This window comes from Dongia sp. P2_B8, assembly GCF_056404715.1.
The window spans coordinates 688,382-707,497 of record NZ_JBFUDM010000001.1 but is presented as its reverse complement, the minus strand read 5'-3'; the positions used below and the strand labels follow the sequence as shown (position 1 = coordinate 707,497).

Here is a 19,116-nt window from a genome sequence, read left to right as displayed (position 1 = left end):
TTCCGCAATATTGTTTATTCCGCATTAATTTGACGACACATACTCCATGTTAGGAATAGCTGGAAATGTCGCCCCTATCGCGCGCTGCGCAGGAGTTTGCTAAGCGATTTGCGGCAGATCATGCGACGCCCGTTGGAACCGCCGGCTTTAAGTTGAGTCGAGAAGGCTTGTTTGACCATATGGCGCCAGGTCAAGTTATTCTGGAGGCCAGCAGCGGCGGCCAAGTAATCAGAGTCGAACGAGAGGACATACCTGCCTTAAGTTATTATCACTGGTCACCAGGAACAGGCAGTCGCGTCGCAAAAATCGACCTGAGAAAAACTTCAGCGTCTGTGTTCCAGATTGTGATGAAATGGCATCCGAAGAGAACACAACTATGCGTGATCCCTATTGGCTTGCCCGACGCAGAGGAATTGACTCAAGAAGGCCGACCTACGACTCGATCGTATCGCGTGAATAGGCAAAATGAGATTTTCCAAATAGGCGATGACAATGTCCAAGTGATCGAATTCGAACTCGAAATTGACGGAGCGCTGGTATTTCTTCCCACGGCACTAGAGAAATGGAATGCAACCAAATCAGCTTGCGAAACGCTTCAGAAAGGAAAGTCGGACGAGGGATATATTTTTGACAATATAATGCGCAACTCAATCGTTACAAAGCTCGTCACAGGATTTGAAGTCTATTGTAAAACGCGCTTTGTGGARCTTGAGCAAGAAGGCATTTCCCCCAACATCAGTGCATTGGCCAAAGCCATACGGTTCAGCTCAGAGAGCGATCAAACATTTATTGGCGAAAGCGAAAATATTGCGCGCGCGCAGAACATGTCCATTCTTGATCTTTGGATCAATGAGCAGCGCCGGATAAATTTCCAGAACTTCGCCAAAGTGAGTAACGCATTCAACCGAGCATATGACTTGAAGTTCTCAAGCATGGGAATTGGCAACGACGTTGTTTCCGACCTCAAGATCCTATTCAACCACAGACACCGCGTTGTTCACGCCTCGCCTCAAACTACACTGAAACCGCAAAATGACCCTACAGTGGGCCTGGCGCTTCACAACCGCGCAATATCAACATTTGAAAAATTCATCGAAGCCTTGCACAAGGCAACTCTCGATCTCGGGGTTCGTCCCGAATAGCATCAGAAAATGCTCTAAGTACTTCAGTTCAACTATGCAGCATAGAGCCGCCAGAACCAAAGAAACCTGCGCTGGATACGAAGACACTGACTGCTCTTCTTGAAACCATACCTCACCAGATATCCAACTGATTTCGGCGAACGCCAGATTTTTCTCAATGTCTGACTATCCGTAACATCAACTCCTTCACTCCCCACCCCTCACCCGCCACTCCGCCGCCAGCCGCTTGGCCTCCGCAACCTGTGACGGTGTCATCAGCCGCGCCGCGAGGTCGCTGCTCAGCACCGCGTCCTGGTCACCACCTTTTGCTGCCAGCGTGAACCACATCAGTGCCTGCACGTAATCCTGGGGCACACCTTGGCCGTCGGCGTACATGGCGCCGAGATTGTTCTGGGCGGTGGGGTGGCCTTGGTCGGCGGCGAGGCGGTACCAGTGGAGGGCATCGGCATCGCTTTGCGCAGTGCCGCGGCCGAAATCGTACATGGCACCGAGTTTGAACTGGGCCTTGGCATAACCTTGCTCCGCTGCCAGCCGGTACCAGGTGACGGCAGCCGCGTTGTCTTGAGGCACGCCATTACCGTTGGCGTACATGATGCCGAGGTTGAACTGGGCCGCGGGATAGCCCTGGTCGGCGGCCAGGCGATACCATTTGCCAGCCATGGCGTAATCCTGCGGCACGCCCTGGCCCAGCCGGTAGAGCTGGCCGAGATTGAACTGGGCCGCGGCATAGCCCTGGTCGCTGGCAAGACGGTACCATTTCCGCGCCTCGGCATAATCCTGGGGGACGCCATTGCCGCTGCCATACATGACGCCGAGATTGTTCTGGGCACGGGCATTGCCCGCCTCGGCAAGCGGCTGGAACAGTTTGAGGGCGGTTGCGAAGTCGCCGCTGGTATAGGCGGCGAAGCCGTCTTCGATCTGATCCGCGGATACGCTGCCGGCCATCCCCCAACACAGCACCAGCGCAAGAGCCGCACCCTTGATCGCCTGATTCATCCCTCACCCCACCGCGCGAATATGTTGCCGACTCTTGAAGATCGGCACACCTCCATTCGGCCCCTTACTTTCTGGTTGCCAGCCCCGACTGGCGCCTCTTATATTTGCACCTGCGACGCTCTTGTCGAACCTTTTCTTGAGGCCACTTTGCCTAAGATCTGACCGATCTCAGTGAACCCCGCGCTCTTCAGCGCCCTGACCTCATGTGTCGGGTGCTGGGGTTTTTGTGCTGGTGGCGGTGGGCTGGGATCGGTTGTGGCAAGATTGCGCCTCTACCCAAGGGGCGAAGCGGCACCCCACGCACCCTTGATCCAGTTGGCACCCGCTTCGCCCCATAACCCTCCTCCGCCAAACCGACTTCCATCATCTAGAGTCTTTCTAGGCATCGCTCTCCAGCACTTCCGGATCGGAAGGCTGCCTGCGTTATGTCCTTTGAAACCTGCGACCCCGTCGCCCATCTGCACCTCGCCCATCTTCAAGTCCATGTTGCCCCCGCTACCGAGCCGCATATCCGGCGCTATTGCGCGCGGTGCAAGGGTCAGCAGCCCTTCCGGAGCAGCGGCAAGTTCCGCGTCAATGCCAATGGCAAGGCGCTGGATGCCTGGCTCATCTATCGCTGCGATGCCTGTGACGCGGTCTGGAACTATCCCATCCACGAACGGCGCACCGCGCGGAGCTTCGATGTCGCCGAACTTGAGGCCTTGATGCAGAACGATGCGGCGATGGTCCGCCGCCATGCCAGCGATGCGCAGGGGCTGCGTGCAGCGGGCGCCGAGATCGTGCCAGTGCGCGAGGTTGCTCTCGTCCGCACACTCCTGCGGCCGGTGACACAGGAGAGCGTTGCCATCCTGCTCTCGGTCGATGTGGCCCCTACGTGTCAGGTGAGGCTTGACCGTCTCATTGCCTGGGCTTTGTCGGTGCGCCGCCAAGAAGTCCTGGCGCTTCACGCGCGCGGCATGCTGCAGCTTCGGCCATCCTTGCCCAGAGCTTTCAAGCGACCGGCCAGCGACGGGCAGCAGGCGTGGCTTACCTTGAGCGGCTTTGAGACAAGCGTCGACCATTTGCAGGAGAACGGCCATAAGTCGGAGATTCTCCGCGCTGAGTGACGAGATATCCGGTTTATCGCGGGTGTTTCGGCGGAACATCCCCACCCCAGCCCCGTTGGTATGGGAAGAAGTGGAGACTCATCATGCGACGACAGAAGAGCCTATCTGCGGCGGCACTGGCAATCCTGCTCGGTGTCAACCTGCTTGGCGCGGGTGCCGCAGTGGCGCAAAGTTCAACCGTGCAATCCAACCCGAGTGCCGGGTGCGCAGCCGGATCGAGTGCGTCTTGCACGCAGCAATCCGACCCAACGCCTGTTGACGACCGGTCGGGCACGCTCAAGCCCAATACCGGTACAGAAACCACGGAGCCGGACAACAGCTCCGGCGGCGGTGAGGATTCTGCCCCGTTGCCGTCAGGCGGCAACAATGGCGACGCAGTCGTTCCTCTGACGGGCACGAGTTCGGGCGCCAGCGGCAATTAGTTCGTTGCTGTTCCCGACGCGATTCTTGAAGGAGACGTGCAATGAAGATCAGATATGGACTTTCCGTCATGGCGCTTGCAGCGCTGGTGGGCGGTAGTGCCCCAGCGCTGGCGCAGCAGGACAACACACCGACCGACCCCACGGCACCGTCAGGTGCTGGGTGTACCGGCTTTCCGGGCGACCCGATTTCCTGTCCACGGAACCAGCAGAACACGACCATTCCGGAAGAGCCGAGCGCGCCGGACGTCGATACGCAGTCCGGGCAGCCGGAAATTCAAGGAACGCCGGATGCCGATGATCAGCAGCAATTGCCGAACGGTGCCAGCCCCGACAACGGAGCCAGTAATCCGACAACGCCGTAGCGGCGTTGGTCGGCGGCGCGCGTCGGTTAGCTGCGCCGGCTGATCCGTTCCGCTACCAGTTCCTGCAGGTCCCAAAGGTGGCGGTCATGGATACCCTTGGCCTCGAGATGCGCCACCGTGTTGTAGAGATATTCAGCGCAGGTTCCCCAATGCCCGCAGGAGCGACTGACGATGTCCGCAACCTCGTCCGGCGTCAGCTTGCCTGTATAGGCCTTGGCCTGGCGATTCATGACGAAGGCGATGGCGCGCACCGGGCCATCTTCGGTGGTGACCGTGATCCAGCGCGGTTGGCAGTTGGGCGGCTTCACGGTAAATTCACGGCGGAACAGTTTGTCGACCTGCGCGGGGAGATCTTCGCCAGGCAGCTGATAGAGCATGCCACTGCATTGGCCGCCGCGGTCGAGGGCCATCATCAGGCCGGGCGCTGCCCGTGTCGCGCGGAAGCGGTGGATGCGGAAGCAGAACGAGCGGTGCCAGCCGCGCGCCGTCCCGCGCTTTTCCGCAACGTGCGGAACTTCCGGCTTCCAGATCAGCGAGCCATAGGCGAAGAGCCAGCAGGGTGTGCCCGTATCATGCGACGAGAGCATGTGCTCGACGATCGCCGCATAGTCTTCGTCGCTGTGATAGACGAGGCCGGGATCAGGCCCCTCATCCGCCAGCACGCGGTGCACCCGCGACACTAACTCCGGCGTGAGGCTCATATGGCGTACAGGCTTCAGGACCAACCCCAATCGACGCGAAATGTGGGCGGAGCCTAATCGGCCGGTCTGCGTCTGGCAACAAGCAGACTGCATAAAATGCACAAGACGCGCGTTTCCCGGCCGGGTTATGAGTGAAGGTGATGAAATCTCACGCCAGACGTGAGGTTAACCACGGCATTCCCTTACTCTTCAGGATATTTTGATGACGACCGCCTTGCTGTTCGACCTCGATGGGACCCTGGTAGATACCGATCATATCCATCTTGAGGCCTTCAACCTGCTGTTCGCCGAACATGGCATCAATGTCGATCGCCCGACCTATACCGCCAAGATCATGGGCAAGCCCAACAGCGGCATCGCCGAGACCTTCCTGCCGCATCTGCCGGCCGCGGAATCAGCAGCTCTCCTCGCGCGCAAGGAAGCGACCTACCGGTCGATGGTGGGTGCTATCGATCCCATTCCCGGCCTGATCGAACTTCTCGACTGGGCTGCCGGCCGTAAGATCGCCTGTGGCGTCGTCACCAACGCGCCGCGCGCCAATGCCGAGCTGGTGCTGAATGCGCTGGGCATCGCGGCGCGGTTCCAGGCCGTGGTGATCGGCGACGAGCTGGCGCAGGCAAAGCCGCATCCCCTGCCCTATCTCACGGGCCTTGAGCGGCTGGGGGCCACGGCGGCCCGCTCGATCGCCTTCGAAGACTCACCGTCGGGCCTGCGCGCCGCCTATGACGCCAATATCCCGGTCGTGGGCATGATGACGTCGCTCGGTGAAGCGGCATTCCTGGAGATGGGGGCGACACTGGCTGTGAAGGACTATCGCGACGCGCGGGTGCGAGCGCTCATAGAACGGCAGATGGTGCCGGCTTAACGCTTCTCAACCGGCACGATGGATTCGCGCTCCAGGAGATTGAGCGGTTCATAATCTTCCGTGGCGATGCATTGCGTGACCAGTTGATCATCATTGGCCAGCGGGCAGATGATGAATTCGATCCAGCGCACCGAATTGCCATGCACCAGCCAATGCGAGAGGCCGATGCCGGGCGCCTTCGCCGCCGCGACCTTGGCATAGCAACCGGCATAGTCGAAGTTGTCCTCATCCTGGAATTGCAGCTCGTCGGCATACTGGCCGGTGAAATCGAATTTCGCGAATTCGGCAATGGCCGTGCCCACCAGCCGATAGCGCACGCGAAACGGTGCGTAGCTGATATCTGTCATCATGATGTGCGGCAACAGGGTCGGAATGTCCGCCGGGTCGATATCCGCCCGCCGCGGCATGCGCCGCCCGCGCAGCCGTGTCAGCCAGTAATCGAGCATATCCCGGTTCCGCGGGGCGCGGCAGCGAAGATCCGCCATTTCTGTGCGGCCCAACAGGCGAAACCTTGATTCCGGCATGGCATTCCTGTTCCAGAGCGGGACGCGGTTCGCACACCGCAGTTGCAAATAAGGTAATTAGTCGCAGTCCTTATGGCAATGGACCCTATCCTGCCGCAAGGTCGATGAGCGCCTGCACCGTGCGGCGGCGGCGGCGCGGCTTGAGATAGACCAGCATGTTCCGGTTGGAGGCACGCAGCTCGCGGAGCGGCACCACGACGCTGCGCGGATCCTCGTTCTTTTCCCGCGCGAAGATGAACCCGATGCCGATCTTGCGCGATACCGCCTCGATCATCGCCTCGCGGCTGCCGACCGTGAGGATCGGATGAAGTGTCAGCCGCAGCTTCTTCAAGCGACGCTCCAGCGTGCGCTGGGTGTTCGACCCATGTTCGCGGAAAATGACTTTTTCAGAGATTATGTCCTTGAGCCCGATATCCGGACGCTTGGCCAAGGCGTGGCCGCGCGGCACCAGCAGCATCATGTCCTGCTCCGCCACCGGGACATAACCCACCCGTACATCCTCAGGCGGGTTGGCCAGCATCGCCACATCGACCGCCGATTGCTGCAAGGCATTCCAGGTCTCGGTGGCATTGCCCAGCACCAGCTCCAGGGTAATGCCGGGATAGAGCTTGCGGAAACCGGCCACCAGGTCGAGGGCGAGATGTGGCCCATCGGCACCAAAGCGCAAATGCCCGCGCTGCAGTTTCAAGGAAGCGGTCAGGAAATCCTCGATCTCGGCCTCGACGCTGAACATCTGGCGGGTGAGAGCAAACAGCGCCTGCCCCTCCTGTGTCAGGCCCAGTGCGGCGCCGGCGCGCTGGACGAGGTCGGTGCGATAGGCACGCTCGAGGGCTGCCACCTGAAGCGAGACGGCGGGCTGGGTAACCCCCAGCATCTGGGCGGCACGGGAGAAGCTGCCCGCCCGCGCCACCGCATCGAAGGCGCGCAATTGGCTGTAGCTCATGATTGAGGTATAAGTTTCATGATAATTTAAAGTCATGATTTCAAATTGGATTAATGTCAAGGATGGGCCGAAAGTGAGCCTCCCATTCTGCCGGAGGAGTCTGCCATGACCGCGCTCGTTGCCCCCAACCTGAAGCCACTGGCCTCCACCATGCCGGACATGCCGGTACACAAGATCCCCCTGGTGCTGGSAACGCCTGAGAATTTGAAGGGTTACGGCGAGATCATCGAGCATCCCGATGCGCGGGCGGTCGAGATCGTGCGCTGGCCGTCGCTGGGCTGGCGCCAGGTGGAACCCGGCACCGGCGATCAGGGCGGCACGACCGAGGGGGAGTTCGCCTTCAAATGGCATGGCGACGTGCTGCGCGCCCGCAACGAGGCCGTGAATGACGATTACGTCCTGGGTTGGAGCTGCCTGCCATCCCAGGCGCGGGAGGATCGCCAAACGGCACCGCGCGAGGATCTGCTGTTGTGGCGCTGCAACTATCACCCGGACGGCGGACAGCTGTTCTTTCCGTTGGAACCCGGCCCCTTCGTCACGACATTGGCCTTGCCGGGCGACGACATCACGCCAGAAAGCTTCGTCGCCTTCTGGTCCGATGGTGGCACCGGGCTTTATATCCACCCCAATGTCTGGCACGAGGCGCTGTGCCCGGTGAACGACAGCTTCCGCTTCTTCGGCCGTCAGGGAAAGGTGCATGCCCGCGTGGGATCAAACTTCCCCAAGGAATTTGGCTGCTACCTTTCCGTTCCCCTACGCAAGGATGCCGCGCGGGCAAAGCTCTAGACTTCCCCGTCTCATGGTTGACGTCAGGGCCTATGCTTATGAGCGCTTCGGCCGCCGCAGGATCGCGTCGGGATCGGGGAGATCGGCGCCGTAATTGCGGTAATAGGCTTGGGAAGCGTCCTGGCGCGGTTCAAAGTCCCAGGGCGCAATGCGACCCTTCACCAACGCATCATGCACCAGCCGGCGGCGGCGCTGGCTTTCCAGTACGCGGGTCTTGAGATCGTCAAAATCCCAACGCGTTTCAGCTTCGCTGATGAAGCTCGCAACCTCGGCAGAGCATGAGGGGTCACGCACGAGATTGTTCTCTTCCAGCGGGTCGGCCTTGAGATCGAACAGCATCGCCCCATCATCGCGGGCGTAGGTGAATTTGCGGTCACCGCGCCGGATCATGATGGCCGGTTGTTCATAGCCTTCGCCCATATATTCGCCGCGGACCTCGCCCATTGGCGGCGCCTTGCCGGTGAGGCTCGGCCACAGGCTGTGCCCGTCGCCGGTGAGATCGGTGAAGGGACTGGCGGCAAGATCGGCAAAGGTCGGCAGCAGATCGAGATGCGAAACCGGCGGAGCAACGCGCCGGCCCTTGCCGATGCCGGGGCCGGCAAAGACCAGCGGCACGCGGACAGCGCGCTCGAAGAAGGTCATCTTGTACCAGAGGCCGCGCTCGCCCAGCATGTCGCCATGGTCCGACGTGACGATGACAATCGTGTTGTCGAGCGCCTCCAGCGTTTTCAGCGTCTCGACGAGACGCCCCAGAAGATCGTCGCAATAGCTGACCATGGCATAATAGGCATGGCGCGCGCGGCGAATTTGCGCGTCCGAGAGCGGGATCTCACCGCGGTCATAGAGCTGGTACAGGCGCTTGCCCACAGCATCGCGTTCCTGCACCGGCTTAGGCTTCACCGCCGGCATGTCGATGGCGGATTCATCATAGAGGTCCCAGAATTTGCGCAAGCCCTGATAGGGATCATGGGGATGCATGATCGAGAGTGTCAGCATGAACGGCCGGCCGTCAGGGCGATCGGCATTCTGGTGCAGCCATTGCTTCGCCTTGAAGGCCGCATCCTCGTCATATTGTAGCGAGAGCGAATAGTCGCATGGGCCCGCCTCGGCCACCGATTGCAGCGTGTGATACCAGGGCTGCACCGCATCCGGATGGTCCCAGTCCGGCGTCCAGCCGAGATCGGAAGGCGAAAGATCGGTGGTGAGGCGCTCTTCATAGCCATGCAGCTGGTCGGCGCCGGTAAAATCCATCTTGCCGGAAAGACAGGTGCGATAGCCGGCGCGCCGTAGCAGATGCAGGAAAGTCGGGATGCTGGAGGGCAATTCGCTGGCATTGTCGAAAGCACCAAAGCGCGATGGCAACTGCCCGGTCAGCATGCCGAAGCGCGATGGTGAGCAAAGTGGCGCCGCGCAGTAGGCGTTTTCATACAAGGTGCCGCGGGCAGCCAGCGCATCGAGATGCGGCGTCTTGACCAGTCTGTGACCATAGGCCGGCAATGATAGTGCTGCCAACTGGTCGAACATGACGAAGAGGATGTTGGGTTTCTTGGAACCAGACTCAGTCATGATGCTCACATGACGCGGCGGCAGCGCCCGCGTCTTTCAAAATGTTAAGACGCGGGCGCAACAATCAGGCGCGGAAGCGGCGATAGATAAAGAGCAGGATCATGGAACCGATCACGGCAATGATGAAGCTCCTGATATCAAAGCCCGTGACGCCACCGAAGCCGAACTGCGAGGCGAGCCAGCCGCCCAGGAGCGCCCCGACAATGCCGATCAGGATGGTCACGATGAGACCGCCAGGGTCGCGTCCCGGCATGATGAATTTAGCGACGATACCGGCGACCAGGCCAAACACGATCCACGCTAACCAGCCCATGTGAATTCTCCCCGCTTTTTGTAAATGTTGCCTGCAGACACTAACGAATATTCGGATATTTCGCCACTCGTTGCTGCCGGATTTCGTCTTTCACGGGATTGTCACGGCTATTTCGCCCATCCATGGGAACGATGCCCCAGGCGGACCATTTCCTTTAGGAGCTGAGCGGCCCCGAACCGCCCGTTCGTGACTAAAATCAGTGAAGGAGAAACGTCATGATGAAGCGCATCGCCTTGCTAACAACCGTCGCCGCTTTGGCGTTCGGTCCGGGCGCCTTGTCGAGCGCTCAGGCGGAGGATGCCACGACTGTGACACCGCCCGCGACGACCGACACAGCCCCCGCCACGTCCAGCGATAGCGTGGGCACGGTGGCGGTGGAAGCACCGGTGACACCACCACCCAGCGAGGCCGTCATTCCGGCGCAGCGTGCTAACGAAGTCCGTGCCGAAACCCTGATCGGCGCCACCGTCTTCAGTCCGGAAGGCGACAAAGTCGGCACGGTGAAGGACATCCTGTTCGATACCAACGGCAAGGCCACTGGCTTGGTCCTGTCGGTTGGCGGGATCATGGGGTTGGGTGCTAAATCGGTCGGCCTCACCTGGGACGAGGTCGACGTGCAGCCAGAACCGAAACTGCTGCAGATCAAATATACCGAGGATCAGCTGGAGGCCGCACCGACCTTCAAGACCCAGGAAGCGCAGCAGGCTGAGGCCGACGCGGCACGGATGCAATCGCAGCAGCCGGCGGCGCCACTTACCCCGGCACCGGCGCCAGCAGCACCAGCCACGACTGAATAAAGATATCCACACGATACTGCCACAGCTCCGGCGAAGATTCTTCGCCGGAGCTTTTTTATTGCTTCAGTGTTCGCTGCGGTGGGAATGAGACGGTAACCGTCGTGCCCTCGTTGGGCACGCTGGTGACGGCGATCTGACCACCATGGGCCTCGACCAATTTCTTGGTGATGGCAAGACCCAGTCCCGTACCGCCATAGCGGCGCGATACCTTGGCATCGACCTGATAGAAGGGCTGGAACAGCTTTTCGAGCGAATGCGGCGGAATGCCGATGCCGCTGTCGCTGATCAGAATCTCGATACCACCTTGTGCATTGAGCTTGGCCACGACCTTGGCTTCGCCACCGGGCGGGGTGAATTTGACGGCATTCGAGAGCAGATTGAGGACAATCTGCTTCAATGCCCGCTCACCACCCAGCAGCGGCGGCAAGTCGGGGGCAATATCCATGGTGATATGTACAGAACCTTCGGCGGCGCGTTGCTCAACCAGACGCTGGCTGAGCGCCACGACGGCTGGAACATCGATCTCGTGCTCTTCAAGATCGATGCGGCCGGATTCCAGCTTGGCCATATCGAGAATGTCGTTGATGAGTTGGAGTAACAACTGGCCGCTGTCATAAATGTCGACAGCATAGTTCCGATACGTGTCGAGATCGGCGCCGACGCGTTGATCCCTTATGACTTCGGAGAAGCCGAGAATCGCGTTTAACGGGGTGCGCAATTCATGGCTCATATTGGCCAGGAATTCGGATTTGGCACGATTGGCAAGTTCGGCATCGTTCTTTGCAGTAATGAGATCTGCCTCGAAGCGTCGCTGTTCCGTGATGTCGAAGCCGATGCAGACCACAAGTGAAATCCGACCTTTGGGATCCTTCAGGGCAACGTTCGACCAACGCAGCAGGCGGCGTTCGCCAGTGCGGCTCACCCAGTAATTCTCGTTGATGATCGGATACTCGTCAGCGCGCCGGCCGCTGGTAATGGTACCGATGCGCTCGAATTCAGCACCTGGTAGGATCGTGCGCCAGACTTCCGGATCAAGCAGTTCCACCTGGCTAAAGCCGGAGAGCTTCTCTGCCGCCTTGTTCGCACGCAGCAGCTTGCCGGAAGATTCGTAGACCGTGATCACGGCATCGACGGAGTCGAGGATCAAGGAGACAAAGGCCTCCTCATAGACGGGTGCGTTCTTCCTGAGGCTGACCGCCCAACCGCAAATACCGACATTGACCGAAAGAACGGCGCCAACAACAACGGTCAAAACCCACACGCTGCCAGGCGTCTCAGCATGATCGGCAATTCCCAGCCAGGCAGCGAAGGCCACGAAACCGGACAGGTTGGCCACCAGCATGATGGATGCAATCATTCCCCGGCGCCGCAGGAGCATTCCTCCCGTGTTTGCTGCCCGCCTCGCCCTCACGCGGTCAGCCGCCCGTCTAATTTCTCAGCCCTGTCCAATCTCTTGCTTTGGGATAGATCACACATAGCTGGGGAGCCCCGTTCCTGGATTGGAAAGAAGTGTCCGTCACAGTGGTTAACAAACTGTTCACCAACCGGAAAATCCCGCGCCGATCTCAGCAGTTAGGGCAAAGAAAAGGCGGGCACCATGGCCCGCCTGACACGTCCGCAATCTGTCCGCCAATCACTTGTGATGGGCGGTCTGCAGAAAACCCTTCAAGCGGTCAGAACGCGGATTGGCGAAAACCTCTTTCGGGTTCCCCTCCTCCTCGATGCGCCCCTGATGCAGGAAGATGACCTTGTTGGCAACTTCGCGGGCAAAGCCCATTTCGTGGGTCACGACCAGCATGGTGCGGCCTTCTTCGGCCAGCTGACGCATGACGCGCAGCACTTCGCCGACCAGTTCCGGATCAAGCGCCGAGGTCGGTTCGTCGAACAGCATCACCTTGGGCTCCATCGCCAGCGCCCGCGCGATGGCAGCGCGCTGCTGCTGTCCGCCGGAAAGATGATTCGGATAGTGATTGCGCTTGTCTACAATGCCGACCTTGGCCAGCAATTTCTCCGCCCGTTCGATGGCGTCCTTGCGCGGCAGCTTCAAGACATGGATCGGCGCTTCGATGACATTCTCCAGGATCGTCATATGCGACCACAGGTTGAAGCTTTGAAAGACCATGCCGAGGCTGGAGCGGATGCGGTCGACCTGCTTCCAGTCTTCCGGGGTGGCATGCCCGTTCTTGAGCGGACGCATGCGGATGAGCTCGCCGCTCACCGTGACCTTGCCGGAATCGGGTGTTTCCAAAAGATTGATACAGCGCAGAAGCGTACTCTTGCCGGACCCGGACGAACCGATCATGGCAATGACGTCACCAGTATGTGCCGTTACCGAGACGCCCTTCAATACCTCCAACTCGCCGAATCGCTTGTGCAGATCTTCGACTTCGAGCGCAGATTGCGCCATTTAAGCCCCCTTGCCTGTCCCTGTTCTGGGTCGCGTCATTTTTGACGGAGCCGCGTTACCCAGCCCCTGGGGAAAGATAAACCCACTTTCCCAGGCGCCGCCAAGGAAAAATCAACTTTTCCACTGCATTCTTGCCCTGATCATCCGGTCGAATCCGGCGCGAGGGCGCCATTTGACTTGGAAAGTTGAGTTCGCCAAAGTCGCTGGGCGATCGAACTTAAGCAACTGAATCGGGAAAAACAGGAATGAATGCACTGAGCACACCCCGCCATCTGCCCATCTGCCGGCTGTTATCGATCGCCATCCTTGCCCTGGGTGTGCTGCTGTTCGGCCAATTGCGGCAAGCTGACGCCGACGAAGTTGAATGCAGCTCGATCCGCCTTAACCTCTCTGGAGACGGCTACGATCTCACCTGCGAAACGGATAATGGCGCCGATGTGACCTTTGAGTCGCTGGAAGCCAGCGCCGCGGATGGCACCCATTTTCTGGTGATCGGCGATCTCAAAACGAATTTCCGCTACATCTTCCCGGGCGGCAGCAGCCTGCGCAAGAATCTCACCGATGCATTCGAATCCCTGGATGTCGAAGACTGGCACACAGGCAAGTCGATCGCCGGCCTGACAACATCGGAGTTCAACAGCGACTACAAGACCATCCCATCAGCCTGTGTCGGATTCCAAGGCTATTACGGCCATGAACGAGGCGGCTGGCGCCGCCATGTCATCGGCTTCGGCTGCAGCCGGATCGGCAATCGGGATCAGGTTTATGACGCCCTGAAGCGCGTTAACTTTCCTGAGTAAGTCTCTTCCTGCTACATTGCGTACATGACTGACATCGACACCCAACGCGCCATCATCGACCGCCGCAAGCTCATGGCGGAGCTGGAGGCGCTTGCCGACCGTTCGCCGGACCGGACCAATCCCGGGCCAGATCTGGTCGACATCCTGAAGCGCCATCTGCAGGCCGGCCGCGACGAGATCCAGAAACGGTTCTTCGAAAACGGCCGCGGCGCCCAGGCCGGCCTCACCAGTGCCCATGAGGCAAGCTTCCTGGTCGATCAGCTGTTGCGCGCGTTGTTCGATTTCACGACGCTCAAAGCCTTTCCTCTCGGCAACCCGACGGTGGCCGAGAAACTGACGCTGATCGCGGTCGGCGGCTACGGCCGCGGCGAACTTGCCCCCTATTCCGACATCGATCTCCTGTTCCTGCTGCCCTACAAAATGTCGCCCTACTGCGAACAGGTGGTCGAGTTCATGCTCTACCGCCTATGGGACCTCGGCCTCAAGGTCGGGCAGGCGACACGCTCGGTCGAGGAATGCGTGCGGCAGGCGGAAGCCGACCTCACCATCCGCACCAACCTCCTTGAAGCGCGTTATGTCTGGGGTGACCAGGATCTTTACGAGCAGTTCAAGACGCGCTTCCAAAAGCAGGTCGTGAAGGGCCACGGCGAGGCTTTCTACCAGGGCAAGCTTGCCGAGCGGAACATGCGGCATCAGCGCAATGGCGGATCACGCTATACGTTGGAACCCAATATCAAGGAAGGCAAAGGCGGCCTCCGCGACCTACAAACCCTTTTGTGGCTGGCACGGTTCGTGTGCGGCGTCGACAGCATGCAGGCGCTGGTCGACCAGGGCATGCTGACGGCGGCCGAGCGCGCCACCTTCGACAAGGCGCAGAACTTCCTGTGGACCTTGCGCTACCACCTCCATTATCTCACCGGACGTGGCGAAGAGCGCGTGACCTTCGACCTGCAGCCGGAGATCGCGCGACGGCTCGGCTATACCGATCATGCCGGCACCAAAGGTGTCGAGCGGTTAATGAAGCACTATTTCCTGATCGCCAAGTCGGTGGGTGGCCTCACCCGCTATGTCTGCGCGGCGATTGAGGCAAAACTGTTCAAGAAGCCGATGCTGCGCATGCCGGCCTTGGGTATCCTGCGGAAGGAATTGGGCGGATTCCCGATCGAGGGCGGCCGCCTGACCATTCCACGCGCTGATCATTTCGCAACCCATCCGATCGACCTGCTGCGCATCTTCTCCATCTCGCAAAAGCATGATGTCGAGATTCATCCGACCGCCATGACTGCGATGTCGCATTCGCTGCGCCTGGTCGACCGGCTGCGCGACGACCCTGCCGCCAATGCCCAGTTCATCGAGATGCTGATTTCGGAAAAAGGGCCCGAGCTCACGCTGCGGCGGCTGAGCGAAGTTGGCATCCTGGGACGTTTCATCCCCGATTTCGGCCGCGTCGTCGCCCAGATGCAGTACGACATGTATCACTCCTATACGGTCGACGAGCACACCATCTTTGCCATCGGCATCCTTGCGCGCATCGAACAAGGCGAGCTCAAGGACGAGGCGCCGATCGCCAGCAAGGTGGTCAAGGAGGTGCTGTCGCGCCGTGTCCTCTATCTGGCTGTCCTGCTGCATGACATCGCCAAGGGCCGCGCCGGCGACCATTCGGTACTGGGTGGGGATGTCGCCGAGAAACTGTGTCCGCGCCTTGGCCTCAGTGCCGAAGAGACGGAACAGGTGGCCTGGCTGGTGCGCTATCACCTGCTGATGAGCAACACCGCCTTCCGCCGTGACATCGACGACCCGAAGACGATCGCCGATTTTGTCGACCTCGTTCAGTCGCCCGAACGCTTGCGACTGCTTCTTGTTCTCACTGTAGCAGACATCCGTGCAGTGGGTCCCAAGACCTGGAATGGCTGGAAGGCGCAGCTGCTGCGCGAGCTCTATCACCGCGCGGTCAATCTGATGCTGGGCGGCCTCAACACGGCCGAAGAAGACCGCGCGGCCTCAGCCATCACGATCCTGAAGCAGGAACTGACCGACTGGTCGGAAGCAGACCTGGAACTGCATGCAGCACGCGGGCATCCGGCCTATTGGCTGGCTTTCCCGCCGGCGGCACTTGGCCGCCAGGCGCGCATGATCCGGGCGGCCGAGGTCGACCAGCGGCCCTTGTCGGTCGAATTCAATGTCGACCGATGGCGCTCGATGACCGAGGTCACGATCTACACGGCCGATAGACAGGGCCTGTTCTCGCATCTCGCTGGAGCGATGGCCTTGTGCGGCGCCAGCATCGTCGATGCACGCATCTTCACGCTGCGCAACGGCAAGGCGCTCGACACCTTCTTCGTGCAGGACAGCGAGGGCGGGCCGTTCGACCGGCCAGCGCGCCTTGCCAAGCTGTCATCAACCATCACCCGTGTGCTCGAGGCCCCGGAGCAGACCCTGGCGCAGTTGCAGGAACTGCCACCGCTTGCCAACCCGGCGGCGCGCAATTTCCCGGTCATTCCGCGCGTGCTGATCGACAATCGAGCGAGCGCCACACATACGGTGGTCGAGGTCAACGGGCGCGACCGCCGTGGTTTGCTTTATTACCTCACGGCAGCGCTCACCAAGCTCAACCTGCAGATCTCCAGCGCCAAGGTCTCAACCTTCGGCCATCGCGCGGTCGACGTGTTCTATGTGAAGGATCAATACGGCCTGAAGGCGGAGAATGAAGGCCGCATCAAGGTCCTGCATACCGCGCTGATGGCCGTGCTGGCGGAAGCGGAACCGGAGACCGCCTTGGAATCGCGTGCGATCACGGTCGATTCCTGGCCGCCCGTCGCCCCCTCCTCCGCCGCGCAGTAGACCGTTCTATTCGTTGCGCAGGTAGGGTGCCGCCCTGGCACCCAAGGCCCGCCATGATCCCGCAAAGCCGAGACCCAAGGCCAGAATCAGGCTGAGGGCGATGATGCCAAGGATCAGCGGCAGGTCGAAGGTCCAGCCGCTTTCCATCACCTTGGTGAGGAAGAAATAGGCACCGACACTGCCCACGCCCAAGGCGAAGATGGCACTGAGGCCCGCCAGTACCGTGAATTCGGTGAGATAGCCCAGCGCCACATCGCGCCTTGTGCCCCCCAGCATCTTCAGCAGGACAGCTTCGTAGATGCGGCGCTGCTGGCCTGTCGCCATGGCACCAGCCAGCACCAAGGCACCGACGACGAGGGCGATGCCAGCCGCGGCACGCACGGCCCAGCCGACGGCATCGAGGATGCGAGTCGCGGTCGAGATCGCATCCTTGACGCGGATCGCCGAGATGTTGGGATAGCGCGCCGCCAGTTCCGTCACCAGGGCGCTTTCCTTGTCGGGATCGACACGGACCGTTGCAATGTGGGTCTGCGGTGCCCCGGAAATCATGCCGGGCGAGAACACCATGACGAAATTGATGTCGAGCCTGGCCCAGTCGATCTCGCGCAGATTGGCGATCCGGCCGGTGAGCTCCCGCCCCAGGATATTGACCGTGAGATGATCGCCGATCTTGAGGCCGAGGCCGCGTGCGGTTTCAGCGTCGAGCGAGATGAGGGGATCACCGCTGTAATCCGCCGGCCACCACTCCCCTTCGACGATTTTGCTGCCCTCGGGCGGCAGGGCAGACCAGGTGATGCCCCGATCACCGCGCAGGACCCAGGCGATGTCGGCCGGCGCCTGTACTTGTTCCGAGGGCGTGTCGTTGATCTTGACGATACGACCGCGCAGCATCGGCACATGTTCAAGGCCACTGGCACTGGGATAGTTGGTGATTTCCCGGGCGAAGCTGTCCAGCTGATTAGGTTGGATATCGATGAAGTAGAAGCTTGGCGCCTGGGCTGGCAGCGTCTCCTCGATATCGCGGGTGAGGCCGCGCTGGATGAGGCCGACCGCTACCAGGACCGTGAGTCCCAGGCCCAGTGAAATGACGATGCCCGCAGCCGGCGCCTGCGGCCGCACCATGGCCCCGAGCGCGAAGCGGATCGCCTGCGGCCAGGCATTGCGCTGGGCCCGTTCGCGCAAGACACCCGCGAGCTTCCGAATGCCGATCGCCAGCAACCGGAACAGGGCCAAGGCTATGAGCGAGGCAATGATGAACCACATGCCAAGCATGCGGTCTTCGCTGCCAAGCAGCACCAGCCCGGCCAGCACCACGCCGATGAGCCCCAATGGCACGGCATCGATCCGCCGGACGGCGCCGAGTTCCAGCGCCAGGGCCCGAAACAACTGGGCCGGCCGGATGCGCTGGGCGCGTAGCAGCGGCAGCAAGGAAAAGCAGGCAGCGGTCAGCAGTCCGACAGCGGCCGCAAAGACCAGCGGCACGGCATAAAGGCCGGGCAGGATGCGCAGGCCATAGGAGCTCAAGGCCGATTGGGCGGCAAATGGCAGCATGATTCCGATGCCAAGGCCGATGACGATGCCGATCCCGGCCATGACCAGGATCTGCAGGCCGTAAATCGCGAACAGCAGGTTCGACGTGGCACCGAGGCAGCGCAGGATGGCAAGAGACTGCGCACGACTTTCGAGATAGGCGCGGACGGCATTGGCAATGCCGATACCGCCGATCAGCAAGGCCGCGAAACCCAGGACATTGAGGAACTGCGCCGTACGGTCGATGAAACGGTTGGCACCGGACGCAGCGTCGCTGAGGTCACGGATCCGCCAGCCGGCTTTGGGCAGATCGGCGCGCAATTTGTCGAGAAAGGCCGGGCCATCGAGACCCGGCGCATAGGCGACGCGATAGAGATGATAGACCAGGGCACCCGGCTGCAGCAGGCCGCTGCCATCGAGGGCAGTGGGCGCCACCATCAAGCGCGGTCCCAGCGAGAAGCCACGGAGGCCTCGATCAGGTTCGAATTGCAGCAAGGCGGTCAGGCGATATTGCGCCGTGCCGATGGTGAGCGTGTCGCCGATCTTTAAGCCCAACCGATCTGCCAGTGTCGGCTCGGCAATGGCACCGTAGAGACCGTCGCTGCCCTTGGCCAAGGCATCTGCCAGGGGAATGGCTGGGACCAGTTCGGGAGCACCATAGAGCGGGTAGGCACTATCCACGGCCTTCACCTCAGCCAAGGTCGGCGCCACATCGGCTTTTGCCACCTTGACCATGGCGCGGAGTTCCATGGCATGGGAGACACGACCCCCTGCCGACAGAGCCGCCTGCTCGGCCGGATCCGCTTCGCGGTAGGCGAGACGGAATTCGGCATCGCCACCGAGGATCGCCCGCGCATCGGCCGAGAAACCTGCTTCGATCGCGGCCGACAAAGAGCCCACGCCAGCGATGATGCCGACACCCAAAGCGAGACTGGCAATGACGATGCCGAAACGCTGGAAGCCACCGCGCAGTTCGCGCCGCGCGAGATTCATCGCGAGTTTGAAGGTCGCCATG

At 60.8% G+C, this 19,116-nt stretch carries 18 protein-coding genes; 9 read left to right on the top strand and 9 right to left on the bottom strand.

The features are described from left to right. The first annotated feature begins 65 nt into the window (after nucleotides 1–65). The gene (locus AC1DWZ_RS03210; RefSeq protein ID WP_477167419.1) at nucleotides 66–1,142 is read left to right on the top strand and encodes a hypothetical protein; all 1,077 of its coding nucleotides are present in this window, start codon (nucleotides 66–68) and stop codon (nucleotides 1,140–1,142) included. A 186-nt stretch (nucleotides 1,143–1,328) separates the two neighbouring features. Here AC1DWZ_RS03210 and AC1DWZ_RS03205 read toward each other — a convergent pair whose 3' ends face one another. Continuing rightward, on the bottom strand, nucleotides 1,329–2,138 hold the full coding sequence (locus tag AC1DWZ_RS03205) for a tetratricopeptide repeat protein (RefSeq protein ID WP_477167418.1): 810 nt from the start codon (nucleotides 2,136–2,138) through the stop codon (nucleotides 1,329–1,331). 425 nt (nucleotides 2,139–2,563) lie between these two features. Between AC1DWZ_RS03205 and AC1DWZ_RS03200 the strand changes: the two genes are divergently transcribed. The 3 genes from AC1DWZ_RS03200 to AC1DWZ_RS03190 all read left to right on the top strand — a co-directional run bounded on the left by AC1DWZ_RS03200 (nucleotide 2,564) and on the right by AC1DWZ_RS03190 (nucleotide 4,028). Then, entirely contained in the window at nucleotides 2,564–3,244 is a 681-nt protein-coding gene (locus AC1DWZ_RS03200) for a DUF1062 domain-containing protein (protein WP_477167417.1), read from the top strand. 83 nt (nucleotides 3,245–3,327) lie between these two features. After that, nucleotides 3,328–3,666 (top strand): hypothetical protein, encoded by a 339-nt coding sequence (locus AC1DWZ_RS03195; RefSeq protein WP_477167416.1) that lies wholly within the window; start codon nucleotides 3,328–3,330, stop codon nucleotides 3,664–3,666. A 41-nt stretch (nucleotides 3,667–3,707) separates the two neighbouring features. After that, the gene (locus tag AC1DWZ_RS03190) at nucleotides 3,708–4,028 is read left to right on the top strand and encodes a hypothetical protein (protein WP_477167415.1); all 321 of its coding nucleotides are present in this window, start codon (nucleotides 3,708–3,710) and stop codon (nucleotides 4,026–4,028) included. Nucleotides 4,029–4,054: 26 nt separating this feature from the next. On the opposite strand, the gene AC1DWZ_RS03185 is transcribed toward AC1DWZ_RS03190, so the two are convergent. After that, nucleotides 4,055–4,729, bottom strand: coding sequence for a gamma-glutamylcyclotransferase (locus AC1DWZ_RS03185; protein ID WP_477167414.1), 675 nt, complete (start codon nucleotides 4,727–4,729; stop codon nucleotides 4,055–4,057). A gap of 202 nt (nucleotides 4,730–4,931) precedes the next feature. Here AC1DWZ_RS03185 and AC1DWZ_RS03180 point away from each other — a divergent pair, with 202 nt between their 5' ends. Further along, nucleotides 4,932–5,594, top strand: coding sequence for an HAD family hydrolase (locus tag AC1DWZ_RS03180; protein ID WP_477167413.1), 663 nt, complete (start codon nucleotides 4,932–4,934; stop codon nucleotides 5,592–5,594). Here the strand turns inward: AC1DWZ_RS03180 and AC1DWZ_RS03175 are convergent. Continuing rightward, nucleotides 5,591–6,118, bottom strand: coding sequence for a PAS domain-containing protein (locus AC1DWZ_RS03175; protein WP_477167412.1), 528 nt, complete (start codon nucleotides 6,116–6,118; stop codon nucleotides 5,591–5,593). The genes AC1DWZ_RS03180 and AC1DWZ_RS03175 overlap by 4 nt on opposite strands. Nucleotides 6,119–6,203: 85 nt before the next feature. Continuing rightward, nucleotides 6,204–7,061: a LysR substrate-binding domain-containing protein gene (locus AC1DWZ_RS03170; protein WP_477167411.1), complete on the bottom strand. Its 858-nt coding sequence runs from the start codon at nucleotides 7,059–7,061 to the stop codon at nucleotides 6,204–6,206. A 105-nt stretch (nucleotides 7,062–7,166) separates the two neighbouring features. Here AC1DWZ_RS03170 and AC1DWZ_RS03165 point away from each other — a divergent pair, with 105 nt between their 5' ends. After that, entirely contained in the window at nucleotides 7,167–7,847 is a 681-nt protein-coding gene (locus tag AC1DWZ_RS03165; protein WP_477167410.1) for an ureidoglycolate lyase, read from the top strand. Nucleotides 7,848–7,883: 36 nt separating this feature from the next. Here the strand turns inward: AC1DWZ_RS03165 and betC are convergent, their stop codons facing one another. Both betC and AC1DWZ_RS03155 read right to left on the bottom strand, forming a co-directional pair. Next, nucleotides 7,884–9,413, bottom strand: a complete 1,530-nt coding sequence (gene betC, locus AC1DWZ_RS03160; RefSeq protein WP_477167409.1) for a choline-sulfatase — start codon at nucleotides 9,411–9,413, stop codon at nucleotides 7,884–7,886. A gap of 64 nt (nucleotides 9,414–9,477) precedes the next feature. Beyond that, the gene (locus AC1DWZ_RS03155) at nucleotides 9,478–9,726 is read right to left on the bottom strand and encodes a GlsB/YeaQ/YmgE family stress response membrane protein (RefSeq protein ID WP_477167408.1); all 249 of its coding nucleotides are present in this window, start codon (nucleotides 9,724–9,726) and stop codon (nucleotides 9,478–9,480) included. A 215-nt stretch (nucleotides 9,727–9,941) separates the two neighbouring features. Between AC1DWZ_RS03155 and AC1DWZ_RS03150 the strand changes: the two genes are divergently transcribed. After that, nucleotides 9,942–10,523: a PRC-barrel domain-containing protein gene (locus AC1DWZ_RS03150; RefSeq protein ID WP_477167407.1), complete on the top strand. Its 582-nt coding sequence runs from the start codon at nucleotides 9,942–9,944 to the stop codon at nucleotides 10,521–10,523. A 55-nt stretch (nucleotides 10,524–10,578) separates the two neighbouring features. Here the strand turns inward: AC1DWZ_RS03150 and AC1DWZ_RS03145 are convergent, their stop codons facing one another. Together AC1DWZ_RS03145 and AC1DWZ_RS03140 are read right to left on the bottom strand one after the other, a co-directional pair. After that, nucleotides 10,579–11,880 (bottom strand): sensor histidine kinase, encoded by a 1,302-nt coding sequence (locus tag AC1DWZ_RS03145; RefSeq protein ID WP_477167406.1) that lies wholly within the window; start codon nucleotides 11,878–11,880, stop codon nucleotides 10,579–10,581. Between the two features lie 276 nt (nucleotides 11,881–12,156). After that, complete coding sequence (locus AC1DWZ_RS03140; RefSeq protein WP_477167405.1) at nucleotides 12,157–12,930, bottom strand: ABC transporter ATP-binding protein; 774 nt, start codon at nucleotides 12,928–12,930, stop codon at nucleotides 12,157–12,159. Between the two features lie 245 nt (nucleotides 12,931–13,175). Between AC1DWZ_RS03140 and AC1DWZ_RS03135 the strand changes: the two genes are divergently transcribed. Together AC1DWZ_RS03135 and AC1DWZ_RS03130 are read left to right on the top strand one after the other, a co-directional pair. After that, a complete protein-coding gene (locus AC1DWZ_RS03135; protein WP_477167404.1) occupies nucleotides 13,176–13,730 on the top strand; it encodes a hypothetical protein in 555 nt (184 codons plus the stop codon). Between the two features lie 24 nt (nucleotides 13,731–13,754). Then, a complete protein-coding gene (locus tag AC1DWZ_RS03130; protein ID WP_477167403.1) occupies nucleotides 13,755–16,571 on the top strand; it encodes a [protein-PII] uridylyltransferase in 2,817 nt (938 codons plus the stop codon). Nucleotides 16,572–16,577: 6 nt separating this feature from the next. On the opposite strand, the gene AC1DWZ_RS03125 is transcribed toward AC1DWZ_RS03130, so the two are convergent. Next, nucleotides 16,578–19,115, bottom strand: coding sequence for an ABC transporter permease (locus AC1DWZ_RS03125; RefSeq protein ID WP_477167402.1), 2,538 nt, complete (start codon nucleotides 19,113–19,115; stop codon nucleotides 16,578–16,580). Between the last annotated feature and the right edge of the window lies 1 nt (nucleotide 19,116).